13 protein-coding genes and 3 pseudogenes are annotated in these 19,354 nt (G+C 73.3%); 8 read left to right on the top strand and 8 right to left on the bottom strand.

Annotated features, from left to right (window positions below; all coding sequences use genetic code 11):
- Positions 1–797 precede the first annotated feature (797 nt).
- The 4 genes and pseudogenes from ACIRRH_RS22755 (at position 798) to ACIRRH_RS22740 (ending at position 6,972) form a co-directional block, all read left to right on the top strand.
- Entirely contained in the window at positions 798–2,324 is a 1,527-nt protein-coding gene (locus ACIRRH_RS22755) for an FMN-binding glutamate synthase family protein (RefSeq protein WP_403070284.1), read from the top strand.
- Positions 2,325–2,604: 280 nt separating this feature from the next.
- Positions 2,605–3,174: pseudogene (locus ACIRRH_RS22750) on the top strand (carbohydrate binding domain-containing protein); the annotation flags it as partial.
- Between the two features lie 138 nt (positions 3,175–3,312).
- Positions 3,313–4,269: pseudogene (locus tag ACIRRH_RS22745) on the top strand (chitinase); the annotation flags it as partial.
- A gap of 351 nt (positions 4,270–4,620) precedes the next feature.
- Positions 4,621–6,972, top strand: coding sequence for a zinc-binding dehydrogenase (locus ACIRRH_RS22740; protein WP_403070281.1), 2,352 nt, complete (start codon positions 4,621–4,623; stop codon positions 6,970–6,972).
- A gap of 82 nt (positions 6,973–7,054) precedes the next feature.
- Here ACIRRH_RS22740 and ACIRRH_RS22735 read toward each other — a convergent pair whose 3' ends face one another.
- From ACIRRH_RS22735 to ACIRRH_RS22725, 3 genes are read right to left on the bottom strand one after another with little or no spacing between them, the layout of a single operon-like run.
- Positions 7,055–7,585 carry a MaoC family dehydratase gene (locus tag ACIRRH_RS22735; RefSeq protein WP_403070278.1) on the bottom strand — a complete coding sequence of 177 codons (531 nt, stop codon included), beginning with the start codon at positions 7,583–7,585 and terminating at the stop codon, positions 7,055–7,057.
- A gap of 18 nt (positions 7,586–7,603) precedes the next feature.
- A complete protein-coding gene (locus tag ACIRRH_RS22730) occupies positions 7,604–8,839 on the bottom strand; it encodes an aminotransferase class I/II-fold pyridoxal phosphate-dependent enzyme (protein WP_403070275.1) in 1,236 nt (411 codons plus the stop codon).
- Positions 8,840–8,841: 2 nt separating this feature from the next.
- The gene (locus tag ACIRRH_RS22725) at positions 8,842–9,777 is read right to left on the bottom strand and encodes an HpcH/HpaI aldolase/citrate lyase family protein (RefSeq protein ID WP_403070272.1); all 936 of its coding nucleotides are present in this window, start codon (positions 9,775–9,777) and stop codon (positions 8,842–8,844) included.
- Positions 9,778–10,067: 290 nt separating this feature from the next.
- Here ACIRRH_RS22725 and ACIRRH_RS22720 point away from each other — a divergent pair, with 290 nt between their 5' ends.
- Both ACIRRH_RS22720 and ACIRRH_RS22715 read left to right on the top strand, forming a co-directional pair.
- Positions 10,068–11,867, top strand: coding sequence for a hypothetical protein (locus ACIRRH_RS22720; protein ID WP_403070269.1), 1,800 nt, complete (start codon positions 10,068–10,070; stop codon positions 11,865–11,867).
- Between the two features lie 442 nt (positions 11,868–12,309).
- On the top strand, positions 12,310–13,389 hold the full coding sequence (locus ACIRRH_RS22715; RefSeq protein ID WP_403070266.1) for an inosamine-phosphate amidinotransferase 1: 1,080 nt from the start codon (positions 12,310–12,312) through the stop codon (positions 13,387–13,389).
- An 84-nt stretch (positions 13,390–13,473) separates the two neighbouring features.
- Here the strand turns inward: ACIRRH_RS22715 and ACIRRH_RS22710 are convergent, their stop codons facing one another.
- Both ACIRRH_RS22710 and ACIRRH_RS22705 read right to left on the bottom strand, forming a co-directional pair.
- Entirely contained in the window at positions 13,474–14,139 is a 666-nt protein-coding gene (locus tag ACIRRH_RS22710) for a response regulator (protein ID WP_403070263.1), read from the bottom strand.
- Complete coding sequence (locus ACIRRH_RS22705) at positions 14,136–15,263, bottom strand: histidine kinase (protein ID WP_403070260.1); 1,128 nt, start codon at positions 15,261–15,263, stop codon at positions 14,136–14,138. Before ACIRRH_RS22705 ends, ACIRRH_RS22710 begins: the two co-directional genes overlap by 4 nt.
- A 191-nt stretch (positions 15,264–15,454) precedes the next feature.
- On the opposite strand from ACIRRH_RS22705, the gene ACIRRH_RS22700 reads away from it, so the two are divergent.
- Positions 15,455–15,826, top strand: a complete 372-nt coding sequence (locus ACIRRH_RS22700; RefSeq protein WP_403070257.1) for a DUF6223 family protein — start codon at positions 15,455–15,457, stop codon at positions 15,824–15,826.
- Between the two features lie 147 nt (positions 15,827–15,973).
- Here ACIRRH_RS22700 and ACIRRH_RS22695 read toward each other — a convergent pair whose 3' ends face one another.
- Entirely contained in the window at positions 15,974–17,371 is a 1,398-nt protein-coding gene (locus ACIRRH_RS22695; RefSeq protein WP_403070476.1) for an NAD(P)/FAD-dependent oxidoreductase, read from the bottom strand.
- Positions 17,372–17,527: 156 nt separating this feature from the next.
- Positions 17,528–17,596 (bottom strand): annotated as a pseudogene (locus ACIRRH_RS22690) (hypothetical protein); the annotation flags it as partial.
- Between the two features lie 34 nt (positions 17,597–17,630).
- On the opposite strand from ACIRRH_RS22690, the gene ACIRRH_RS22685 reads away from it, so the two are divergent.
- Complete coding sequence (locus ACIRRH_RS22685; protein WP_403070254.1) at positions 17,631–18,056, top strand: IclR family transcriptional regulator C-terminal domain-containing protein; 426 nt, start codon at positions 17,631–17,633, stop codon at positions 18,054–18,056.
- Between the two features lie 153 nt (positions 18,057–18,209).
- Here ACIRRH_RS22685 and ACIRRH_RS22680 read toward each other — a convergent pair whose 3' ends face one another.
- Positions 18,210–19,259: a LacI family DNA-binding transcriptional regulator gene (locus ACIRRH_RS22680; RefSeq protein WP_403070251.1), complete on the bottom strand. Its 1,050-nt coding sequence runs from the start codon at positions 19,257–19,259 to the stop codon at positions 18,210–18,212.
- Positions 19,260–19,354 lie beyond the last annotated feature (95 nt).

The raw sequence follows: 19,354 nt of genomic DNA, 5'->3' as shown, positions 1-19,354 counted from the left end.
ACTCCGGCCGCCGCCGACCGCCCGAGCGACGGCACCAGGACACTCCTCTGATCGCCGCACCGGGATTCCCAGAAAGCTCTTCCACTTCGGCCACACGCCGCCCGGCGGTGGCACACCCACCAGCCCGTCGGCCCGGAGGCCCCACTGATCGCACTCGGCGGCGGCCTGGCCGTCGGCGCGATCCGGCTGGTGAATCGTGACGCCCCTCCCGACCTCACCGTGGTTTCGGGGGACAGGCACGACGAAGCTCCTGGCCGTCGGCGGGTGGTCGTGGTTGTGACCCCCGTCGGCCAGGAGCTTCGTCACTGCGTACTGCCCGGGCGCCTCACCGCCCCCGTTCCGCCTCACCCAGGAGGCGGCCCCGGGTGTGGGCCGTCTCCTGCGGTCGGGGGGTGAACGTGCCGTCGGAGTTCGGATCGTAGACGTGCAGCGTGCCGTCTCACTCCAGGCCGGCGAAGAACAGGCCCGACCCGTGCAGCGGGTAGTTCGCCGGGTTGTAGGCGGCGCCGGTGAGCGGGTCGACCCAGCCGTTGGCGGTCAGCCAGCTGTCGGGCACGTGGCCGACGCCCTCGAATCCCAGGTTGGCCTGGCGTTCCGCGACACTGCCCCCTCCGGCGCGAAGCCGGACCCCGGACCGGCCCCCTGACGGCAGGCCCGTCCGCGGGGCCTCATAACATCGTTTCGCAGTCCTTCGACGGACGCTGCTGCCCGCTCGGCCGTGTGCGCGCCGTCCAACAGCCAACACGTCAACGGCTCCGCCGCCTCGCGACGAAGTCGTGCATCGAGGAGGAACGTCCATGCAAGCCCGGAAGATCGGCGCGGCCGCCGCAACAGCGGTGGCGCTTCTGGCTGCCCGCGACCTCATCCAGAAGCGGCACGCGCTGCTCCGGAACTTCCCGGTGATCGGGCACGCCCGGTACCTGTTGGAGACGATCGGGCCGGAGCTGCGGCAGTACATCGTGACCTCCAACGAGGAGGAGCGCCCGTTCAGCCGTGACCAGCGCACGTGGATCTACGCGTCGGCGAAGGAGGAGAACAACTACTTCGGGTTCGGAACCGAAGTCGACGTCGAGCACGTCCAGGGGCACGCCTACGTGAAGCAGCGCACGTTCGCCGACACGCTGCCCGACATGCACGATCCGCAGGCTCCGCTGCCCTCGGCCAAGGTGCTGGGCGGGCCGCGCGGGCGGGCCAGGGCGTTCCGGCCGGCGAGCGTGGTGAACATCTCGGCGATGAGCTTCGGATCGCTCTCCGGCGCGGCCATCACAGCGCTCAACAAGGGGGCGGCGCTGGCAGGCACGATGCACAACACGGGCGAGGGCGGTCTCTCGCCGCACCACCGTAACGGTGGTGACCTCGTCCTCCAGCTCGGCACGGCGTATTTCGGCTGCCGCAACGAGGACGGCAGCTTCAACCTCGACAAGCTCAAGGAGGTGGTCGCCGGTGCTCCGGTCAAGGCGATAGAGATCAAGCTCTCCCAGGGCGCCAAGCCGGGGTTGGGCGGGATGCTGCCGGGCGCGAAGGTGACCCCGGAGATCGCCGGGATCCGCGGCATCCCGGTCGGCAAGGACTGCGCCTCCCCGTCGCGGCACACCGCGTTCGGCGACGTCGACTCGATGCTCGACTTCGTGGAGTTGCTCGCCACCGAGACCGGTCTGCCGGTCGGGGTCAAGAGCGCGGTGGGGGAGATGGGCTTCTGGCAGGAGCTGGCCACGCTGATGGCACGTGGTGACCGTGGGGTCGACTTCGTGACGATCGACGGCGGTGAGGGCGGCACCGGGGCGGCGCCGCGGATCTTCGCCGACTCGGTGTCGCTGCCGTTCCGGATGGGCTTCTCCCGGGTCTACGGCACCTTCGCGGAGCTGGGGCTGACCGACGACCTGACCTTCATCGGCTCCGGCAAGCTCGGCTTGCCCGAGAACGCCGCGGTCGCCTTCGCCCTGGGTGTCGACATGATCAACGTGGCCCGTGAGGCGATGCTGTCGATCGGCTGCATCCAGGCGCAGAAGTGCCACACCGACAAGTGCCCGACCGGCATCGCGACCCAGAACCCGTGGCTGGCCCGCGGCCTCGACCCGGCCTCGAAGTCCACCCGGGCCGCTGTCTACCTGCGCACCCTGCGCAAGGAGCTGATGAAGGTCTCGGCGGCCGTGGGCGTCGCCCACCCGGCACTCATCACGGCCGACGACATCGAGATCATGAACGGCGACTACGAGGCCCGCACCCTGGCCGGCGTCTACGGCTACAAGGACGGCTGGGGCGAGCTCGGCCCGCACCTCGCCGACGAGATCACGGCGCTCATGACCGCCCCGCGGGCCGTCTGACGCCCCCTCGCCGACCTCCGGTCGGCAGCCCGGCAGCCCGGCGGCCGGTGCCAGGTCGAGGTCGACCCGTGGCGCCGGTCGCCGGCGCGTTGCGGCTCCCTCCCGCCTCCTCCCGGGGATTGGTCCAGACCTTAATTGGTCCAGACCTATTGACGGGCCATGTCGCCCCTCCTACGATCCGGTCCGGCACACCCCCACAGGTCCCCACCTCACCCAGGCCGGGCGTCACGCCCCCACGCGTCGGTCATGCCCATGGCGCTCGGCGGGAAGGGAGCACAGCATGTTCCGTCGAAGGTCGCGCACGCCACGCCCGTCGGGCGGTTTCGGCCCGTCCCCGGAGCCCGGTCCGCGCCGAACGACCGTCGAGCGCGCAGCGCGGGTCAGCAGGACCGGCCGGGACCGGCCCGGGGCGAGCATCCTGAGGCGCTCACTCGCCGGGGTCTGCGCCGCCGCCGTCATCGGGGCCGGCATCGCCGTGGCCGGCACCGTCACGGCCGGGGCCGCCACCCCGAACCTGGTGGCCAACCCCGGATTCGAGAACGGGCTCTCCGGTTGGACCTGCTCCGGCGGCTCCGGTACGGCCGTCGGCAGTCCGGTGCACTCCGGCTCCTCCGCGCTCCAGGCCACGCCGACCGGCCAGGACACCGCCCAGTGCAGCCAGACCATCAGCGTGCAGCCCAACTCCCAGTACACGCTGAGCGCCTACGTCCAGGGCAGCTACGTCTACCTGGGCGCCACCGGCACCGGCGGCGGCAGTGACCCGTCCACCTGGACGGCGAACAACGCGTCGTACAGCCAGCTCAGCGTCGGGTTCACCACCGGGCCCACCACCACCTCGGTGACCGTCTACCTGCACGGTTGGTACGGGCAGCCCGCGTACTACGCGGACGACGTGACGCTCACCGGCCCCGGCGGCAGCCCTTCGCCGACGGCCACCACGCCGACCACGCCGCCGCCCACCACACCCCCGCCCACCACGCCGCCGGGCGACACCTGCCCCACGAAGCCCAAGCCGTCGGGCAAGGTCCTGCAGGGGTACTGGGAGAACTGGGACGGCGCCCTGAACGGCGTCCATCCCGGCATGGGCTGGGTCCCCATCACGGACAGCCGGATCGCCGCGCACGGCTACAACGTCATCAACGCCGCCTTCCCGGTGATCCTCTCGGACGGCACCGTCCTGTGGCAGGACGGCATGGACAGCAACGTCAAGGTCTCGACCCCCGCCGAGATGTGCCGGGCCAAGGCGGCCGGGGCGACGATCCTGATGTCGATCGGCGGTGCCGCCGCCGGCATCGACCTGAGCTCCAGTACCGTCGCCGACCGGTTCGTGGCGACCGTCGTCCCGATCCTCAAGAAGTACAACTTCGACGGGATCGACATCGACATCGAGACCGGCCTGTCCGGAAGCGGCAACATCAACACGCTGTCCGCCTCCCAGGCCAACCTGATGCGGATCATCGACGGCGTGCTGGCCCAGATGCCCCCGGGCTTCGGCCTGACGATGGCCCCCGAAACCGCGTACGTCACCGGCGGAAGCGTCAACTACGGGTCGATCTGGGGCGCCTACCTGCCGATCGTCAAGAAGTACGCCGACAACGGGCAACTGTGGTGGCTGAACATGCAGTACTACAACGGCAGCATGTACGGCTGCTCCGGCGACTCCTACCAGGCCGGCACCGTACAGGGCTTCACCGCGCAGACCACCTGCCTGAACAACGGCCTGACCATCCAGGGCACCACCGTCAAGGTGCCCTACGACAAGCAGGTGCCCGGTCTGCCGGCCCAGCCCGGCGCGGGCGGCGGCTACATGGACCCGGGCCTGGTCGGCCAGTCGTGGAACGCCTTCAGCGGTTCGCTGAAGGGGCTCATGACGTGGTCGGTCAACTGGGACGGCTCGAAGGGCTGGAGCTTCGGCGACAACGTCAGGCGCCTCCAGGGCCGTTGACGTCCGGCTGAGGTCCCGCTGACCTCCCGAACCCCGGTGCACCCTCGCGGGGGGGGGGGGGGGGCCCCCCCCCCCCCCCCCCCGCCCCCCCCCCCCCCCCCCCCCCCGCCCCCCCCGGCGGGGCCCGCCGCCCCCCCCCCCCCCCCCCCCCCCCCGCGGCCGACGGCAGCCGAGCCCTTCCGAGCCGGGAGGACGGTGGGGCCGCCGGTTGTTCGGCGTTTTGTTCAATGACCGAGGGCCGAACCGGAACAACCCCGGTGCGCTACACCAGTAGCGCACGCCACATCCGTGCCGTGCGCGGGACCAGGACCTTGGGCCGCAACAGCGCCGAACGCCGGGAGAGTTCACCAGATGACGACGCTCTGCATCGCGAACAACCGCACCGAGGAGATGGTCGGGGACCTCACCGGGATGACGCCGCCGGAGCAGCTGTTCGCCGGGTGCGGGGCGCAGCGGATGCTCTGGTGGGCCGAGGACGGCGACGTCCTGGTGCTGCCCCGGGAGCCCGACCCGGAGTACCTGGCGTACGTCACCGGGCTGACCGGCGTGCGGGCCGACAGCCTGACCTTCGTGGTGCCGCCGCCGGGCGCCCAGGGCGACCAGGTGCTCACCACCGACCGCCTGGCCGCCCCGGGCTTCCGTGCGGAGCTGCGCCGCGTCCTGGACGGGCGCACCGTCGACGAGGTGCTGGCCATCTCGCCGAACGGCGCGGTGGCCGAGCTGGCGGCCGCGCTCGGCGTGGCGCAGGCCATGCCCGGTCAGCCCTTCGCCGCGCAGGGCGGCAACGCCCTGGTCAACAGCAAGGCGGGGTTCCGGGCGCTGGCCGCCGGCGCCGGGGTGCCGATCCCGCCCGGGAGGGTGGCCGGCTCGCCCGCGGAGGTGGAGGCCGCCGTCGAGCACCTGCTGGCGCAGGGGCACAGCGTGATGGTGAAGGTCGAGTACCAGGCGGGCGGCTTCGGCAACGAGATCCTCGCCCGGGACGAGCGGGTGGAGGCGGTCGGCGCCGAGCGGGTGGTGCCGCTGCCGGACCGGGCGGCGGTGGCCGCGTACGTGGCCGAGCGGTGGACCTGGCTGACCGGCGGGCGCGGCCAGCGGGTGGTGGTGGAGCGGTACTTCGCCGACTGTGCGCCGCTGTACGCCCAGTTCGTCGTCGACGACACGGCCGTGGTGCTCGCCGGCTGCGGCGAGATGGTCATGCGGCCGGTGGTGGTCGGGGAGATCACCCCGCCGGTCACCCCGGACTCGGGCGTCCTGGCCGAACTCGTCGAGCAGGGCGCCCGGTTGTGCGAGGCGCTGAGGGTGATCGGCTACCGGGGCACGGTCAGTGCGGACGCCGTGCTGACCCCCAAGGGTGAGATCTACTTCCACGAGACGAACGGCCGGCTCACCGGCTCCAGCCACCTGCACGACGTCTTCTTCGGCCGCCTGCTGCGCGAGGAGCACCGCGGCTCGCGCTACGTCCTGGAGCTCGGCGGCCTCAAGGTGCCGTCCTTCGCCCAGGCCGTGGAGGCGACCGGCGCGGCCGGACTGGCCTTCGACCCGCAGACCGGCACCGGCGTGCTGTACAGCAGCGACTTCGGGCCGGCCGACGGCTCGGTGATGTACTGCGTGGTCGGCGAGAGCCCGGAGGCCGTCCGCACCCTGGAGACCGCGCTGCTCGCGCTGTTCGCCGGCATGAGGCCCGAGGCGGAGGTGGACGAGCCGAGCGTGGACGAGGCGACCGTGGACGAGGTGGAAGGGGGCGGGAACGGGATGCGCGCGGTGGTGATCCACCGCTACGGCGGGCCGGAGGAGCTCCGCATCGAGACGGTGCCGGAACCGGTGGCCGGCCCGGGCCGGGTGCTGGTCGACGTCACCCTGGCCGGGCTCAACTACGCCGACCTGGAGTGCCGCACCGGCGAGTACCTCCGCTTCCCGCTGCCGGCGGTGCTCGGCGTCGACGTGGTCGGGCGGCGCCGCGAGGACGGCCGGAGGGTCGTCGCACTGCTGCGCACCGGTGGCGGGTACGCCCCGGTGGCCGTCCCCGAGGCGGCGCACACGGTGGAGGTGCCGGACGGCGTGGACGACGAGCAGGCGCTCGCCCTGCTGGAACAGGGCGCGACGGCCTACGGCGCGCTGACCCTGGCGGGGCGGCTGCGGCAGGGCGAGACCGTCGCGGTGACCGCGGCCGCGGGCGGGGTCGGTCACCTGGCGGTGCAGCTGGCCAGGGAGCTGGGCGCGGGCCGGGTGGTCGGCCTGGCCTCCACCCCGGAGAAGCGGGAGTTCGTGCGCTCGCTGGGCGCCGACTCCGTGCTCGACCCCGAGGACCCCGACCTGGCCGGGCGGCTCGCGGAGTCGGGCGGGCTGGACCTGTTCGTCGACTCGGTCGGCGGCCGGGTGCTGCGCGCCGGGCTGGCCGCACTGGCACCCTTCGGGCGGCTGGTGTCGGTCGGGGCGAGGGGCGCAGTGGTGGACGGCTTCACGATGGGCGAGCTGACCGAGCGCTCGGCGGGGGCGCAGGGCTTCTGGCTCAAGCACGTCCTGACGGACCGGGCGCTGTTCGAGGGCATCGCCGACCACCTGTTCCGGCTCGCCGCCGAGCGGCGGCTGGTGGCGCGGATCGACCGGACCGTGCCGCTGTCCGGGGTGGCCGCGGCGCACCGGGCGATGGCCGCCCGGGAGACGGTGGGCAAGGTGCTGGTGGACGTCCGCCGCGAGGACTGAGCGACGTGCGGGGAGGGCGGCCGCCCTCCCCGCCTGCACACCGGGCCCGACGGCGGCGGAGACCGTCGGGCCCGGTGGTACGTCAGTACCCGGCGACCTCGTCCAGGCCGTGGCCGCGCAGCGGGACGAGGAAGCTGCGTTCGAACACCACCACGGCCTCGCCGGTGGACTTCGTCCCGGTGGTGCGGCAGCGCACGATGCCCTGCCCGGCGCGGCTCTTGGACAGCCGCTTGGCGAGGGTCTCGGTCTCCGCGTAGAGGGTGTCGCCGGTGAACACCGGGTGGGTCATCCGGATGTTCTCCCAGCCCAGGTTGGCGATGGTGCGCCCGCTCGTCGAGCGGGCGGTCATCCCGCCGACGATGCTGAGCGTCACCAGGCTGGAGACGATCGGCTTCCCCCACGGGGTGTGCTCGCTGTAGGCGGCGTCGATGTGCAGTGGGGCGTCGTTCATGCTCAGCATGCTCATCAGCACGTTGTCGAGCTCGGTGACGGTCCGCCCGGGGCGGTGCTCGACCACCTCGCCGACCTCGAACTCCTCGTAGTAGCGCCCGACCACCTCGCGGTAGCGGCGCTCGCCGATCCGCCGGTAGCCGGTGGGTTCGGTTGCGTCCATCGCGGCTGCTCCCAGGTCCTAGAGGTCGGCGGTGAGTTCCTTGACGTGACCGGCGAAGTCGCGGATCAGCCGCTCGTCCATGTCGGCGCGCATCATCAGCCGGAGCCCGGCCTCGCCCTTGGGCACGATCGGGAAGAACACCGCCGAGCTGTAGTAACCGCGTTCGAAGAGCTGGGCGGACAGCTTGACCGCGCGCTCGGCGTCCCCGACGTCGACCCGGCGCACCGGCAGGCCGTTGCCCGCGAAGGTGGTCGGCAGCAGCTCGTCGAAGAGTTCGATGTTGCGGGCCAGCTTCGCCTGGAGGTCGGCCAGTTCGGGGGAGCGGTGGATGGCGGCACTGGCCAGCGACGCGCCGACCAGCGGCAGCGGGATGTTCTGCGACCAGCCGACCGGGCCGGCGTGCCGGTGCAGGAACTCGAACTGCGCGCGGTTGCCGAGCATCGCGACACCGCCGCTGGTGCCGAAGCCCTTGCCGAGGCTCGCGGTGATCACCGTCAGCGGGTTCATCTCCAGCCGGGAGCGGACGAAGCCCTCACCGCGCTCGCCCGTGATGGACAGCGAGTGGGAGTCGTCGATGTAGAGGAACAGCCCGTAGCGGTCCTGGAGTTCGAGCAGCCCGTCCAGGGCCGCCGTGCCGCCCATCGAGTAGGCGCCGTCCGCCACGTAGGCGACCCGCGGGTACTTGCGGCAGATGTCCTCCAGGTAGTTCAGGTCGTTGTGCGGACAGTTCAGCACCAGCGACTCGTCCGCGCAGATCGGCTTCACGTAGGCCATGCAGAAGTGGCAGAAGCGGTCGAAGACCATGACCCGGGGCCCGCCGCCGCCCTGACAGGCGCCGTCCAGGTGACCGGAGGCGATCAGCGGCAGGATGCCGGCGGTGAGCGAGGTGCAGGACGCTCCCGGCAGGATGTGCGCGCCGAACAGCTCGCCCAGCTCCTCCTCCAGCCGCACCAGCAGGTTGTGCCGGATCCGGGTGGTGGAGGTGACCAGCCAGGTGCTGCGGGACTCGGTCAGCGCGTCCACCGCGCCGGCCAGGACCGAGGGGTGGTTGTTCAGGCCCAGGTACGAGCAGGAGACCATGTTTGCGAACTCGTGGCCGGTCTCGCGGACGATCAGCCGGTTGTTGGACTCGGAGTCCGCCCGGATGCCGATCAGGCCGTTGGCGGCGGCAGCCTGCCAGACCGGGTCGGCGGTGGCCAGCATGGCCTCGGCGTTGCGGTACCGGCGCGGGCCGAGGATGGATTCTTCGGTCATCGTCACGTCTCCGTCGCGTGGTTCGGGGTGTCGGTGGGCGCGTGGTCCTGCGGGTGGCGCTGTGGCTGGTGCTGCGCGTGGTGCGAACCGTCGGGCCGGGGTGGGTCGAACTGCTCGATCAGACGCTGCGAGGCCTCGAAGAAGGGCATGCCGACCATCACCCCGTCCACCACGGTGACCGAGCGGCCGTTCTCCAGTCCCGCCGCGACCACCCGGCGGGCGTGCGCCAGAAGTTCCTCGTCCGGGCTGAACGTGTCGTTGATCAGCGCGAGTTGGCGCGGATGGACGGCGATCTTGCCACTGAACCCGAAGTCCCGGGCGAGCCCGGCCTCCCGGCGCAGCCCGGCGAGGTCGGCGACCTCGAAGAACGGCGCGTCCATCGCCTCCACCCCCGTGGCACGGGCACTGTTGACCACCCGGGCACGGGCGTGGGCCAGGGCCTCCCAGGAGAGCCGGGCGCCGACCGCGAAGGCGTAGTCGGCCGAGCCGAAGACCAGCCCGCGCAGCCGGTGCCCGGCGGCCGCGATGGCGGGCGCGTGCTCGATGCCCAGCGGGGTCTCCACGACGGCCAGGAACTCCGTCTCCGGGCAGTCCGCACCGAGCGCGCCGGCGGCGATCTCGATGTCCCGGGGCGACTCGGCCATCGGGATGAGTACCAGGTCCGGCTTGACGCGGTACCGGGTGATGGCGATCAGGTCACGCAGACCGTCCGGTCCGGAAAGGGAGTTGATGCGCACCGCGCTGCGCGCGAGCTTGGTGGACGGGAGCGCGAAGAACTCCTCGGCGAGCCGACGAGCCTCCTCCTTTCGGGCGGGTGGGACCGAATCCTCCAGATCGACCATGGCGATGTCGGCCCCGGACTGGTGGCTCTTGGTGTACCGCTCCACCGCCATCGCGGGTGTGGACAGGAGGGAACGGCAGTACCGCGTGAACTTCATGGATATCTCCGAAGTCAGCGAAGGCTGCGGGTTCCGGTTCTATCCCACCGGCTTTGTTCGGCGCCGTGCGGCTGGACATTGAACATCAACTCGGAACAACCGACCCGCACGCACCATTGTTTGACGCCAGCGGTGCTGTGCATGATGAATCACCGGGGGGGATCGGCACGAGGCACGCGCGGCGTGTGTGGCGCGTGGGCACTCAGGGATTTCAGGACACCGCTTCAACGGAGAAGGGGGCCGTAGTGCCTCGTCGGGAAAGTCCACTGGACCCCGGGGACGGGCCGCTGTTGAGCTTCGCGGGTGATCTGCGGGCCCTGCGGGAGCGCGCCGGGCGTCCGCCGTACCGTCAACTCGCCCTCCGGGCCCACTGTTCGGCGGCCAGCCTGTCGGTGGCCGCGGGCGGTCGGCGGCTGCCCAGCCTCGCCGTCACCCTCGCCTACGTGCAGGCCTGCGGCGGGGACGTGCGGGAGTGGCGGCACCGCTGGCAGCTGCTCGCCGCCGAACTGGCCGCCGACACCGCCGCCCGGCGGTGCGCCCAGGACGCCGGACGGGCCCCTTACCCCGGCGCGGCGGCGTTCGAGGCGGCCGACGCCGAGCGGTTCTTCGGCCGCGAGGCGCTGCTGGACCGGCTGGCCGCCCTGCTGGCCGAACGGCGGCTGGTGATCCTCTCCGGGCCGTCCGGGGCAGGTAAGTCCTCGCTGGTCAGAGCCGGTCTGCTGGCCCGCCTCGGCGGGCCTCCCGGCGCCGGTGCGGCTACCGGGGGGAGAGCCGGGGCCGGGGGCGGAGCGGGCCGGCCCCCGGCCGACGGCGGCGTCCCGGTGGCGCTGCTGACTCCCGGTGAACGACCGATGGAGGCGTACGCGCTCGCGCTCGCCCGGCTCGGGCAGCGAGTCGGGGAGGCGGCGCGAGGTGTCTCCGGTGCGCAGGCCGGGGATCCGGTGCTGGTGGTGGACCAAGGGGAGCAACTGCGCACCCGCTGTCGGGACGCCGCGGAGCGGGCGCGCTTCCTGGACGCGCTGGTGGCGACCGCCACGGGCGCTCCGGGCGAGGCACCGGACGGGCTGCCGGTGGCGGCGCCGGCCCGGTGCCGGGTGGTGCTGGTGCTCCGCTCGGACCAGTGCGGGCCGCTGTTCGCCGAGCACCAGGGGCTGGCCGAGGCCGGCCGGCACGCGGTGCTGTCGGTGGGTCGTCCGGCGCCGGACGAGCTGCGGCGGGCGATCACCGAGCCGGCATTACGGTCCGGCTGCACCGTCGAGGGCGCCCTGCTGGCCGTCCTCATCTCGACCGCCGCACAACAGCCGGGCGCGCTCCCGCTGGTGTCCGCGGCCCTGCTGGAGACCTGGCGGCGGCGCAGCGGCAACGCGCTCACCCTGGCCGGGTTCCAGGCCACCGGAGGCTTCGAGGGCGCGCTGGCCCGGACGGCGGAGGCGCTGTACAACGGGCTGGAGGCGTCCGATCAGGCGCGGGTGCAGGCGGTGTTCCTGCGGCTCGGCGGGGAGTTGCTCGGTGTCGGCGAGGACGCCGGCGGTGGTGCGACGGCCCTGGGCGACGGGCTGACGCCCGGTGGCGAGCCGGTGCCGGGTGACGACCTGGGCGCGGGGGGCGACGAGGGCGCCCGCAAGCCGGTCCGGCGGGCCGAGTTCGACGACCCCGGCGTACCCGAGGTGATGGAACGGCTGGTGCGGGCACGGCTCGTGATGGTGGACCGGGACACCGTCGAGCTGTCCCACCACGCGCTGCCGCAGGCCTGGCCCAGGCTGCGCGGGTGGCTGGCGGAGGGGCGCGAGGCGCTGGGTGAGCAGCGCAGGCTCAGCGCGGCCGCGCGGGGCTGGGCAGCTGGCGACCGGGACCCGGAACTGCTGTACCGGGGCGTCCGGTTGGAGCAGCTCATGCGGCAGGTGGCGGCCGGCGAGCTGGCCGCGGCCGGGATCGAGCGGGCCTTCCTGGCGGCCTCGGCCCGGGCGGCCGTCGCCGACCGGCGCCGGGCGCAGCGCCAGAACCTCGCGGTGGCCGGGGTCGCCGCGGCGGGCGGGGCGCTGCTGGCCCTGGCGGGCGGGAGCCGGATCCGTCGGGCCTGGCGGTGGTGAGCGCCGGACCGCGGTGCGAAGGGGCGGTGGCCGGTCGCGCGAGTGCCTCGTCCAGGCCCTTGCCCGGGTATTGATCAGCATCGGAACAAGGGAGTCGAACAACGCGCGGATCGACCGGCGGTTCACCGCGGCGGCGCATTCGATGCCGATCACGGTCCTTGCGCCGCCGTCGGTCGTCCGGGTAGCTTGACCGTCGATCCCGGCCCTTCGAAAAGCGAATTCGGCTGCCCGACCGGTGATTTCCCGTACGCCGTGGTCGGCCGGCGCCGGTCCGGCGATGAATCCGTTCCGATTTCCCTTGCTGTTTCCGCATGTTCATGGGGCCCGCTCCGCCGATGGCTCGCGGTCGCCCGGTGCCGGCCCCGCCGTCCGAGGTGCGGTTCGAAGCCGTCACATTCGCCGCCTTATCCGCGTTTCCCTTAACCCGTGTCAAGGGGGAGTCATGTCCGATTCGGCCCGTCCGGTGCACAGCTGGGACGAGTTCACCACCCTGCGGGAGGTCGTGGTCGGGACCGCCGTCGGCGCCCGGCTGCCCGAGCAGACCGAACCGTCCTCCTGGCTGTCCTGCTTCCCGAAGACCAGCGCTGCCGACCTCGCCTCGATCGAGATCGGCCCCTACCCGCAGCAGGTGGTGGAGGAGACCGAGGAGGACCTGGACGCGCTGGTGGCCACCCTGCGCGGCCTCGACGTCACCGTCCACCAGCCCGAAGCAGTCGACCACGCCGCCGAGTTCGCCTCCCCGCTCTGGAAGGCCGACGGCGGCTTCCACTCCTACTGCCCGCGGGACCTCACCCTGGTGGTCGGCGAGACCGTGATCGAGGTCGCGAGCCCGATGCGGCAGCGCTACTTCGAGGTCTTCGGGCTGCGCGGACTCTTCCAGGACTACCTGCGCCGTGGCGCGCGCTGGCTGGCCGCGCCCCGTCCGCAACTGAAGGACGAGCTCTTCGAGTTCGACGCGGACGGGCTTCCGCTGCTGGGCGAGGCCGAGCCGGTCTTCGACGCCGCGAACGTCCTGCGGCTCGGCCGGGACGTCTTCTACCAGGTCTCCCGCAGCGGGAACGAACTCGGCCTGCAGTGGCTCGAGTCGACCCTCGGCCTGCTCGGCGACGGCGGCCTGCGGCTGCACCCGCTGCGCGACATCTACGGCTACACCCACATCGACAGCACCATCGCGCTGCTGCGGCCGGGGCTGGTGCTGCTCAACCCCGAGCGGATCACTCCGGGGACCGTCCCAGAGCCGCTGCGGGGCTGGGACATCCTGTGGTGCCCGCCGGCCGAGCCCTCCGGCGACACGCCCGAGCACGCGCTCAGCGAGAGCTGGATCAGCATGAACCTGCTGATGGTCTCCCCGGACACGGCGATCGTCGAAGCCGGCCAGGAGAGCCTGATCAAGCTGCTGGAGCACGCCGGGATCACCGTCCTGCCGCTCCGGCTGCGGCACTCCCGGGCGCTCGGCGGCGGTTTCCACTGCGTCACCCTGGACATCCGGCGCGACGGCGGGCTGGAGGACTACCTGTCCTGACCGGTGAGGGGAGGAGCCCGGCGCCGGTGGACGGCGCGGGCGCCGCGGTGACGGGCTGCGCCGCTCCTGCCGGGGCCGGGACCGTCAGCCGTGCGGGACCACCAGGCCCGACTCGTAGGCGAAGACCACGAGTTGGGCCCGGTCCCGGGCGTGGAGCTTGGTCATGGCCCGGTTGACATGGGTCTTTGCGGTCATGGGGCTGATCACCATCCGGTGCGCGATCTCGTCGTTGGACAGCCCCTGGGCGACCAGCACGACGGCCTCGCGCTCGCGGCCGGTCAGCTCCGCCGGGCCTGCGCCGGTGCCGACCGCAGTGGTGGGCGGCTGGGCGAGGAAGCGGCGGATCAGCCGGCGGGTGATCGAGGGCGCCAGCAGGGCGTCGCCGCGGGCCGCGACGCGGACGGCGTGCAGGAAGTCGTCGGGGACGATGTCCTTGACGAGGAATCCTGCGGCGCCGGCCCGCAGCGCGTCGAGGACGTACTCGTCCAGGCCGTAGTTGGTGAGGATGACGACGTGCACCCCGGCGAGGGCCGGGTCCGCGGCGATGCGCCTGGTCGCCTCGATGCCGTCGACGCCGGGCATCTGAATGTCGATCAGGGCGACATCGGGCAGGTGCTCCCTGGCCCGGTCGAGGGCCTCCCGGCCGTCGGCGGCCTCGGCCACGACCTCGATGTCGTCCTCGAGGTCGAGCAGCGCGCGGAAGCCGCTGCGGATCAGTGGCTGGTCGTCGACCAGCAGGACCCGAATCACCTCGCCCGGTCCACGGGGAGGTGGGCCTGGACGGTGAAGCCGCCCTCGTCGCGCGGTTCGGCGCGCAGCCTGCCGCCGAGGGCGGTGACGCGTTCGCGCATGCCGAGCAGTCCGAGGCCGGGTGTCGGGGCGGCGGCCGGTGTCGCCCTGCCGTCGTCATCGACGCGGATCGCGAGGGAGTCGGGGCGGCAGTCGATCAGGACGGAGGCGGTGGCGGCGTCCGCGTGCCGGGCGATGTTGGTGAGCGACTCCTGGACGATCCGGTAGACGGTCCGGTCCACCGCGGCGGGGACGTCCGGGCGCCGTCCCTCGACCGTCAGCGTCGCGTCCAGGCCGAAGGCCCGGGCCCGCTCCACCAGTTCGGGGACGTCGTCGAGGCCGCGAGGCGGGGTCGTGTCGTCGTCGCGCAGCGCCTCCAGGGTGGCGCGCAGCTCGCGGGCCGCCTCCCGTCCCGCCTCCTGGATGGCCAGCAGCGACTCCGGTACCCGTTCGCCGCGCTTGCGCGCCACGTGGACCGCGACCTCGGCCTGCACCTTGATGACCGAGATCTGGTGGGTGAGCGAGTCGTGCAGTTCCCGCGCCATGCGCAGCCGCTCCTCGTCGGCGCGGCGCCGGGCGGTCTCCTCCCGGGTGCGCTCGGCCTCGTCGGCCCGCCGCTCGGCCTGCCGCAGCGCCTCGCCCGCGGCGCCGGCCGCGACCAGCCAGGCGATCTCCAGGGCTCCCCGGGCCTGCGCGAACGCCTGGCCGGTGTCGTGCAGGCCCGACACCAGAGCGGCCACCGGCAGTGCGGCCAGCATGGCCACGCTCGCCACCACCGTGACGGCGCGGTGCCCCGCCCGTACGGCCGCGTACACCGCGAAGAGGTACGCGACGGCGGGCACGTCGAAGCCGGTCGCCTGGTAGCCCACCGTGCACAGCCCGGTGGCGGCCAGGACGGGCAGGGGCGCCCGGCGGCGCGCGACCAGCGCGAGACCGCCGGCCGCCAGCAGCACGGGCCCGAGGGGATCGAGGCGCGTGCCGGAGTGCCGTCCGGCCAGCCCGGTGACCAGCAGTGTGGCCGCCACACCGACGGCGATGGCCCAGTCCATCGCCGCGGCCCGGCGGTCGGACCGTCCTGTATTCATGGGCGCACCCTAGTCGGACGGCGCGGCGCGGGACTCCTGCGTACGGATGATCATCCGACTACCGCAGCCGCGGTACCCGCGGGGCTGCTACGCCGTCGGCGGCAGCCGAAGTGTCCGCGCACGCCGGACGACCGGGGCGGTCTCCGGCGGGCATGCTCGGGCGACAGCCAGTCGTCGGAAGAGGTCACACCATGTCCGTCCACCACCTCCTCGCCGCACACGCCACCGGCCTGCCGGTCGCCGCGAGCGTCACCACCCTGAGCGCCGGCCGGATCGGGGCCATCGTGGCCGCGCTGCTGGCGCTCACCGGCGCGGTGGGCGGCGGGCTGTCCCTGGCTCGCTCCACCGGGCGGATCGGCACCGGACCCGGGCGGGGCGGTGCCGTCCTGGCCCTGGTGACGGGACCGCTCGGCATGGCCCTCGGCGGGCTGGTCGCGGCCACCGCCTCCGGCGGCCTCGGCACCGGCAACGGGCTGGGCGGCGCCCTCGTGGCGCTGCTGGTCGGGCTGGTCTCCACCGTCCTCGGCGCAGCGACGCTGGCCCGCCTCCGCCACACCGGCTGACCGCCCCACGGCGTCTGCGGTCCGGTGCGGGGAGCCCGAGGAGGACGATCCGGTTCGCCTCTCGGCCATCGACCGGGCATCGGACGTTCGGACGGCAGCCGTCCGGTCCCGAGCCTCCTCGCCCGCTGCCGAGGGCGGCCGGGGCCGTCAGCTGTCGAAGCCGAGGCCGAAGCGGTCGAGGGTGCGCAGCCAGAGGTTGCGGTGGCCGGCGTTGGCGTCGGCGCGGGTGAGGGCCCACTGGGTGATGCCGATGCCGATCGAGCGGGCGGGTTCGGGCGGGAAGGGCAGCGGCTTGCGGCGGACCATGTCCAGCGAGGTCCGCTCGGTGCGGGCGCCGGCCAGGAGGTCGAGCATCACCTCGGCCCCGAAGCGGGTGGCGCCGACGCCGAGGCCGGTGAATCCGGCGGCGTAGGCGACCCGGCCGTCGTGAGAGAGGTCGAAGAAGGCGCTGAACCGGGTGCAGGTGTCGATGGCGCCGCCCCAGGCATGGGTGAAGCGCAGGCCCTCCAGCTGGGGGAAGGTGCGGAAGAAGTGCAGGGCGAGGGTGGCGAAGGTCTCCGGCCGCTGGTCGCGTTCGGCCCGCACCCGGCCGCGGAACTGGTGGACCACGTCGTAGCCGCCGAACAGGATGCGGTTGTCGGCGGAGAGCCGGACGTAGTGGAAGTGGTTGGCGCTGTCGGAGAAGCCCTGGCGACCTCGCCAGCCCACCGAGGCGAGCTGCGCTTCGGAGAGCGGTTCGGTCATCAGCGCGTAGTCGTAGACCGGCACGGTGTACGGGCGGTGGCGGCGCAGCAGTGAGGGGAAGGCGTTGGTGGCGAGTGCGACGCGGCGGGCGCCGATGCGGCCGTACGGGGTGCGGACGGTGATCCCGCGCGGGGAGTCGGTCAGGCCGGTGGCGCGGGTGTGCTCGAAGATCCGCACGCCCTGGTCGAGGCAGGCCTGCTTGAGGCCCCAGGCGAGGCGGGCGGGGTTGAGCATGGCGACGCCCTCGCGGTCCCACAGGGCGCCGAGGAAGGTGGGGGAGTCGATCTCGGCGCGGACGGCCGCGCGGTCCAGGAAGTCGAGCCGGCTGCCGTAGCGGGCGGCGAGTTCGGCGAACTCGTGCAGCCCGTCGACCTGGTAGGGCTCGGTGGCGACGACGAGGGAGCCGGTGCGCTCCCAGTCGCAGTCGATGCCGTGGCGCTTGACGGTGTCCTCCATGGCCTGGAGGTTGGCGGCGCCGAGCCGCTCCAGGGCGTCGAGTTCGTCGGGCCAGCGCTGGTGCCCGTTGGCGAGGCCGTGGGTGAGGCTGGCCTCGCAGAAGCCGCCGTTGCGGCCGGAGGCGGCCCAGCCGGTCTCCTGCGCCTCGACGAGGACGACGTCGAGCGAGGGGTCGCGCTCCTTGGCGATGAGCGCGGTCCACAGGCCGCTGTAGCCGCCGCCCACCACGAGCAGGTCGCAGCGTACGTCGCCGACCAGGGCGGAGGCGGGCGCGGGCCGGTCGGGGTCGTCGAGCCAGAACGGTACGGGCTGGGCGTCCTGGAGGGCGTGGACGGGGTCGGCCATGGCGGTGGCTCCTTCGGTGCATGGAGGGTCTGGCCTCCGAATGCCGCCATCAGATCCCCGCACCCGGTTCAACGTCAATGCTGTTGACATAAGGCTGCTCGGCGGGCGCGAGCTCGATCCGGTCCAGGTCAGCCGGGAGCGCAGGTCGTGGCGCTCCCGGCGCCAGGCGTCCGGGAGGGAGAAGCCGACGACCGTCCAGCTGCCGTCCCGCGCCCGCCCGGACATCCGCTATGTCGCCCGCGTCCCCACCACCCGCATCATGCACCTCGACCTCGCCGTCGGCACCCGTCTCCCGGCGTACCCGACGTCCATGGGGCGGGTCCTGCTCGGCGCTCTTCCCGATGGCGAACTCGCGTCACTGATCAGTGATGTGACTCCATGTCAGTTCACCGACGCAACCGTGACGGACCCCGGCGCGCTCACCGCCGCCATCAGATCCGCCGGCCAGGACGGCTACGCCCTGGTCGACCAGGAGCTGGAGGAGGGCCTGCGCTCCCTGGCCGTCCCGGTCCATGACGGGCGAGGCCGGGTCGCCGCCGCCGCCGTCAACATCGCGCTCCACGCGGGCCGGGGTACCCCCGACGAAGCGGTGGCCACCCTCCTGCCGCCCCTGCGCGACGCCGCGGCAGCGATCGCCGACGACGTGGCCACCGTCCGCCGCTGGTCGACGAACTCGGCTTCCTGAGGCCGGAGTCGGCCTGTGTGCCAACCGGGGGCGGGCTGGGGCCGCTTCCGCTGCCATCCGCCGGCAGTGGCCCTCGCCGATGACCGGCCGGCCCCTTCGTCCGGCCCGGGCGGAGCCCCTGGCGCCGCCCGGTCCGGACCGGTGCGTCGAGCGTCAACGCCCTTGGCGCGGCAGCGAGGAATCGCGGATGTTCAGGCGGGTCGGGACGACGGCACCGGTCGGCTCCCGGCTGCCGCTCTCCAGGGCGGCCAGCAGCAGCTCGATGCCCTTCTCGGCGACGAGCGCGGGCTGGAGGCTGAGTGTGCTGACGGGCGGGTGGGTGTGCGCGGCGGAGGTGTCCTCGCTCGCGCAGACCAGCAGCAGGTCGTCGGGGACGCTCCGCCCCGCCCGCCGGATCGCGTCGAGGACGAGTGGGGGGCTGGCCTCGGCGAGGACGAACAGGGCGTCGGGACGGTTCCCGGGGGCGGCCAGCAGCCGCTCGACGGCGGCGACGGCCGGGCCGTCGCCGGGTCCGTCGGTGGTCACGAGCCCGGGCACGGCGCCGTGTTCGGCGCACCACCGCCGGTAGGTGTCCGCGACGGCGGTGTGGAAGCGGGTCGCCGTGCCGGGCAGGGCGACGGCGATGTGTCGCGCGCCCTGTGCGCGCAGGTGGTCGAGCACTTCCCGGACCGCGCCGTCGGCGTCCACGTCCACCCAGTGGGTGCCGGGGCGGCCTTCGACGGAGCGGTCGGTGAACAGCGGGATGCGGGCGGCGATGAAGTCCTCGACGAGCGGATCGTCGTCGAGGGGGTCGGCGACGATGGCGGCGTCCAGCGGAAGGTCCGCCCACTCCTCCGGTCCGCAGCGGGCGGGCAGCAGGACGAGGGCGTAGCCGTGCTGGAGGGCCGCGGTGGCGGTGGCGCTGGTGAGCCGGGCGAAGTAGGGGGAGACCATGTACGACCCCGGCTCGCGCGCGAACTCGCCGACGGCGTAGCCGATCAGCCGGGCGTGGCCGGCCCGCAGCAGCCGGGCGGTGGCGTTGGGCCGGTAGCCGAGCCGGCGGGCGGCCTCGCGGGCCTGCTCGCGCACGGCGTCGGACATCCGGCCGGTGCCGTTGAGCGCGGCGGAGACGGTGGTCTTGGACAGGCCGGCCTCGCGGGCCACGTCGACCAGTCGGATCCGGGCAGGGGCGGCGGGGTCGCCGCCGCGCGGGGTGTCGGGCATGGGTCGATGCTGCCAGCCCGGACGGCCGTGCGTCAGTAGTCGCGACCGCTGAAAAATCGTTCCCGCAAGGCCTTGTGCGGGAACGTTCCCGCATC

This window comes from Kitasatospora sp. NPDC101235, assembly GCF_044767505.1.
Taxonomy (GTDB): domain Bacteria; phylum Actinomycetota; class Actinomycetes; order Streptomycetales; family Streptomycetaceae; genus Kitasatospora.
Note: the sequence above shows the minus strand (reverse complement) of the source record. Positions and strands in the feature narration are given on the sequence as shown.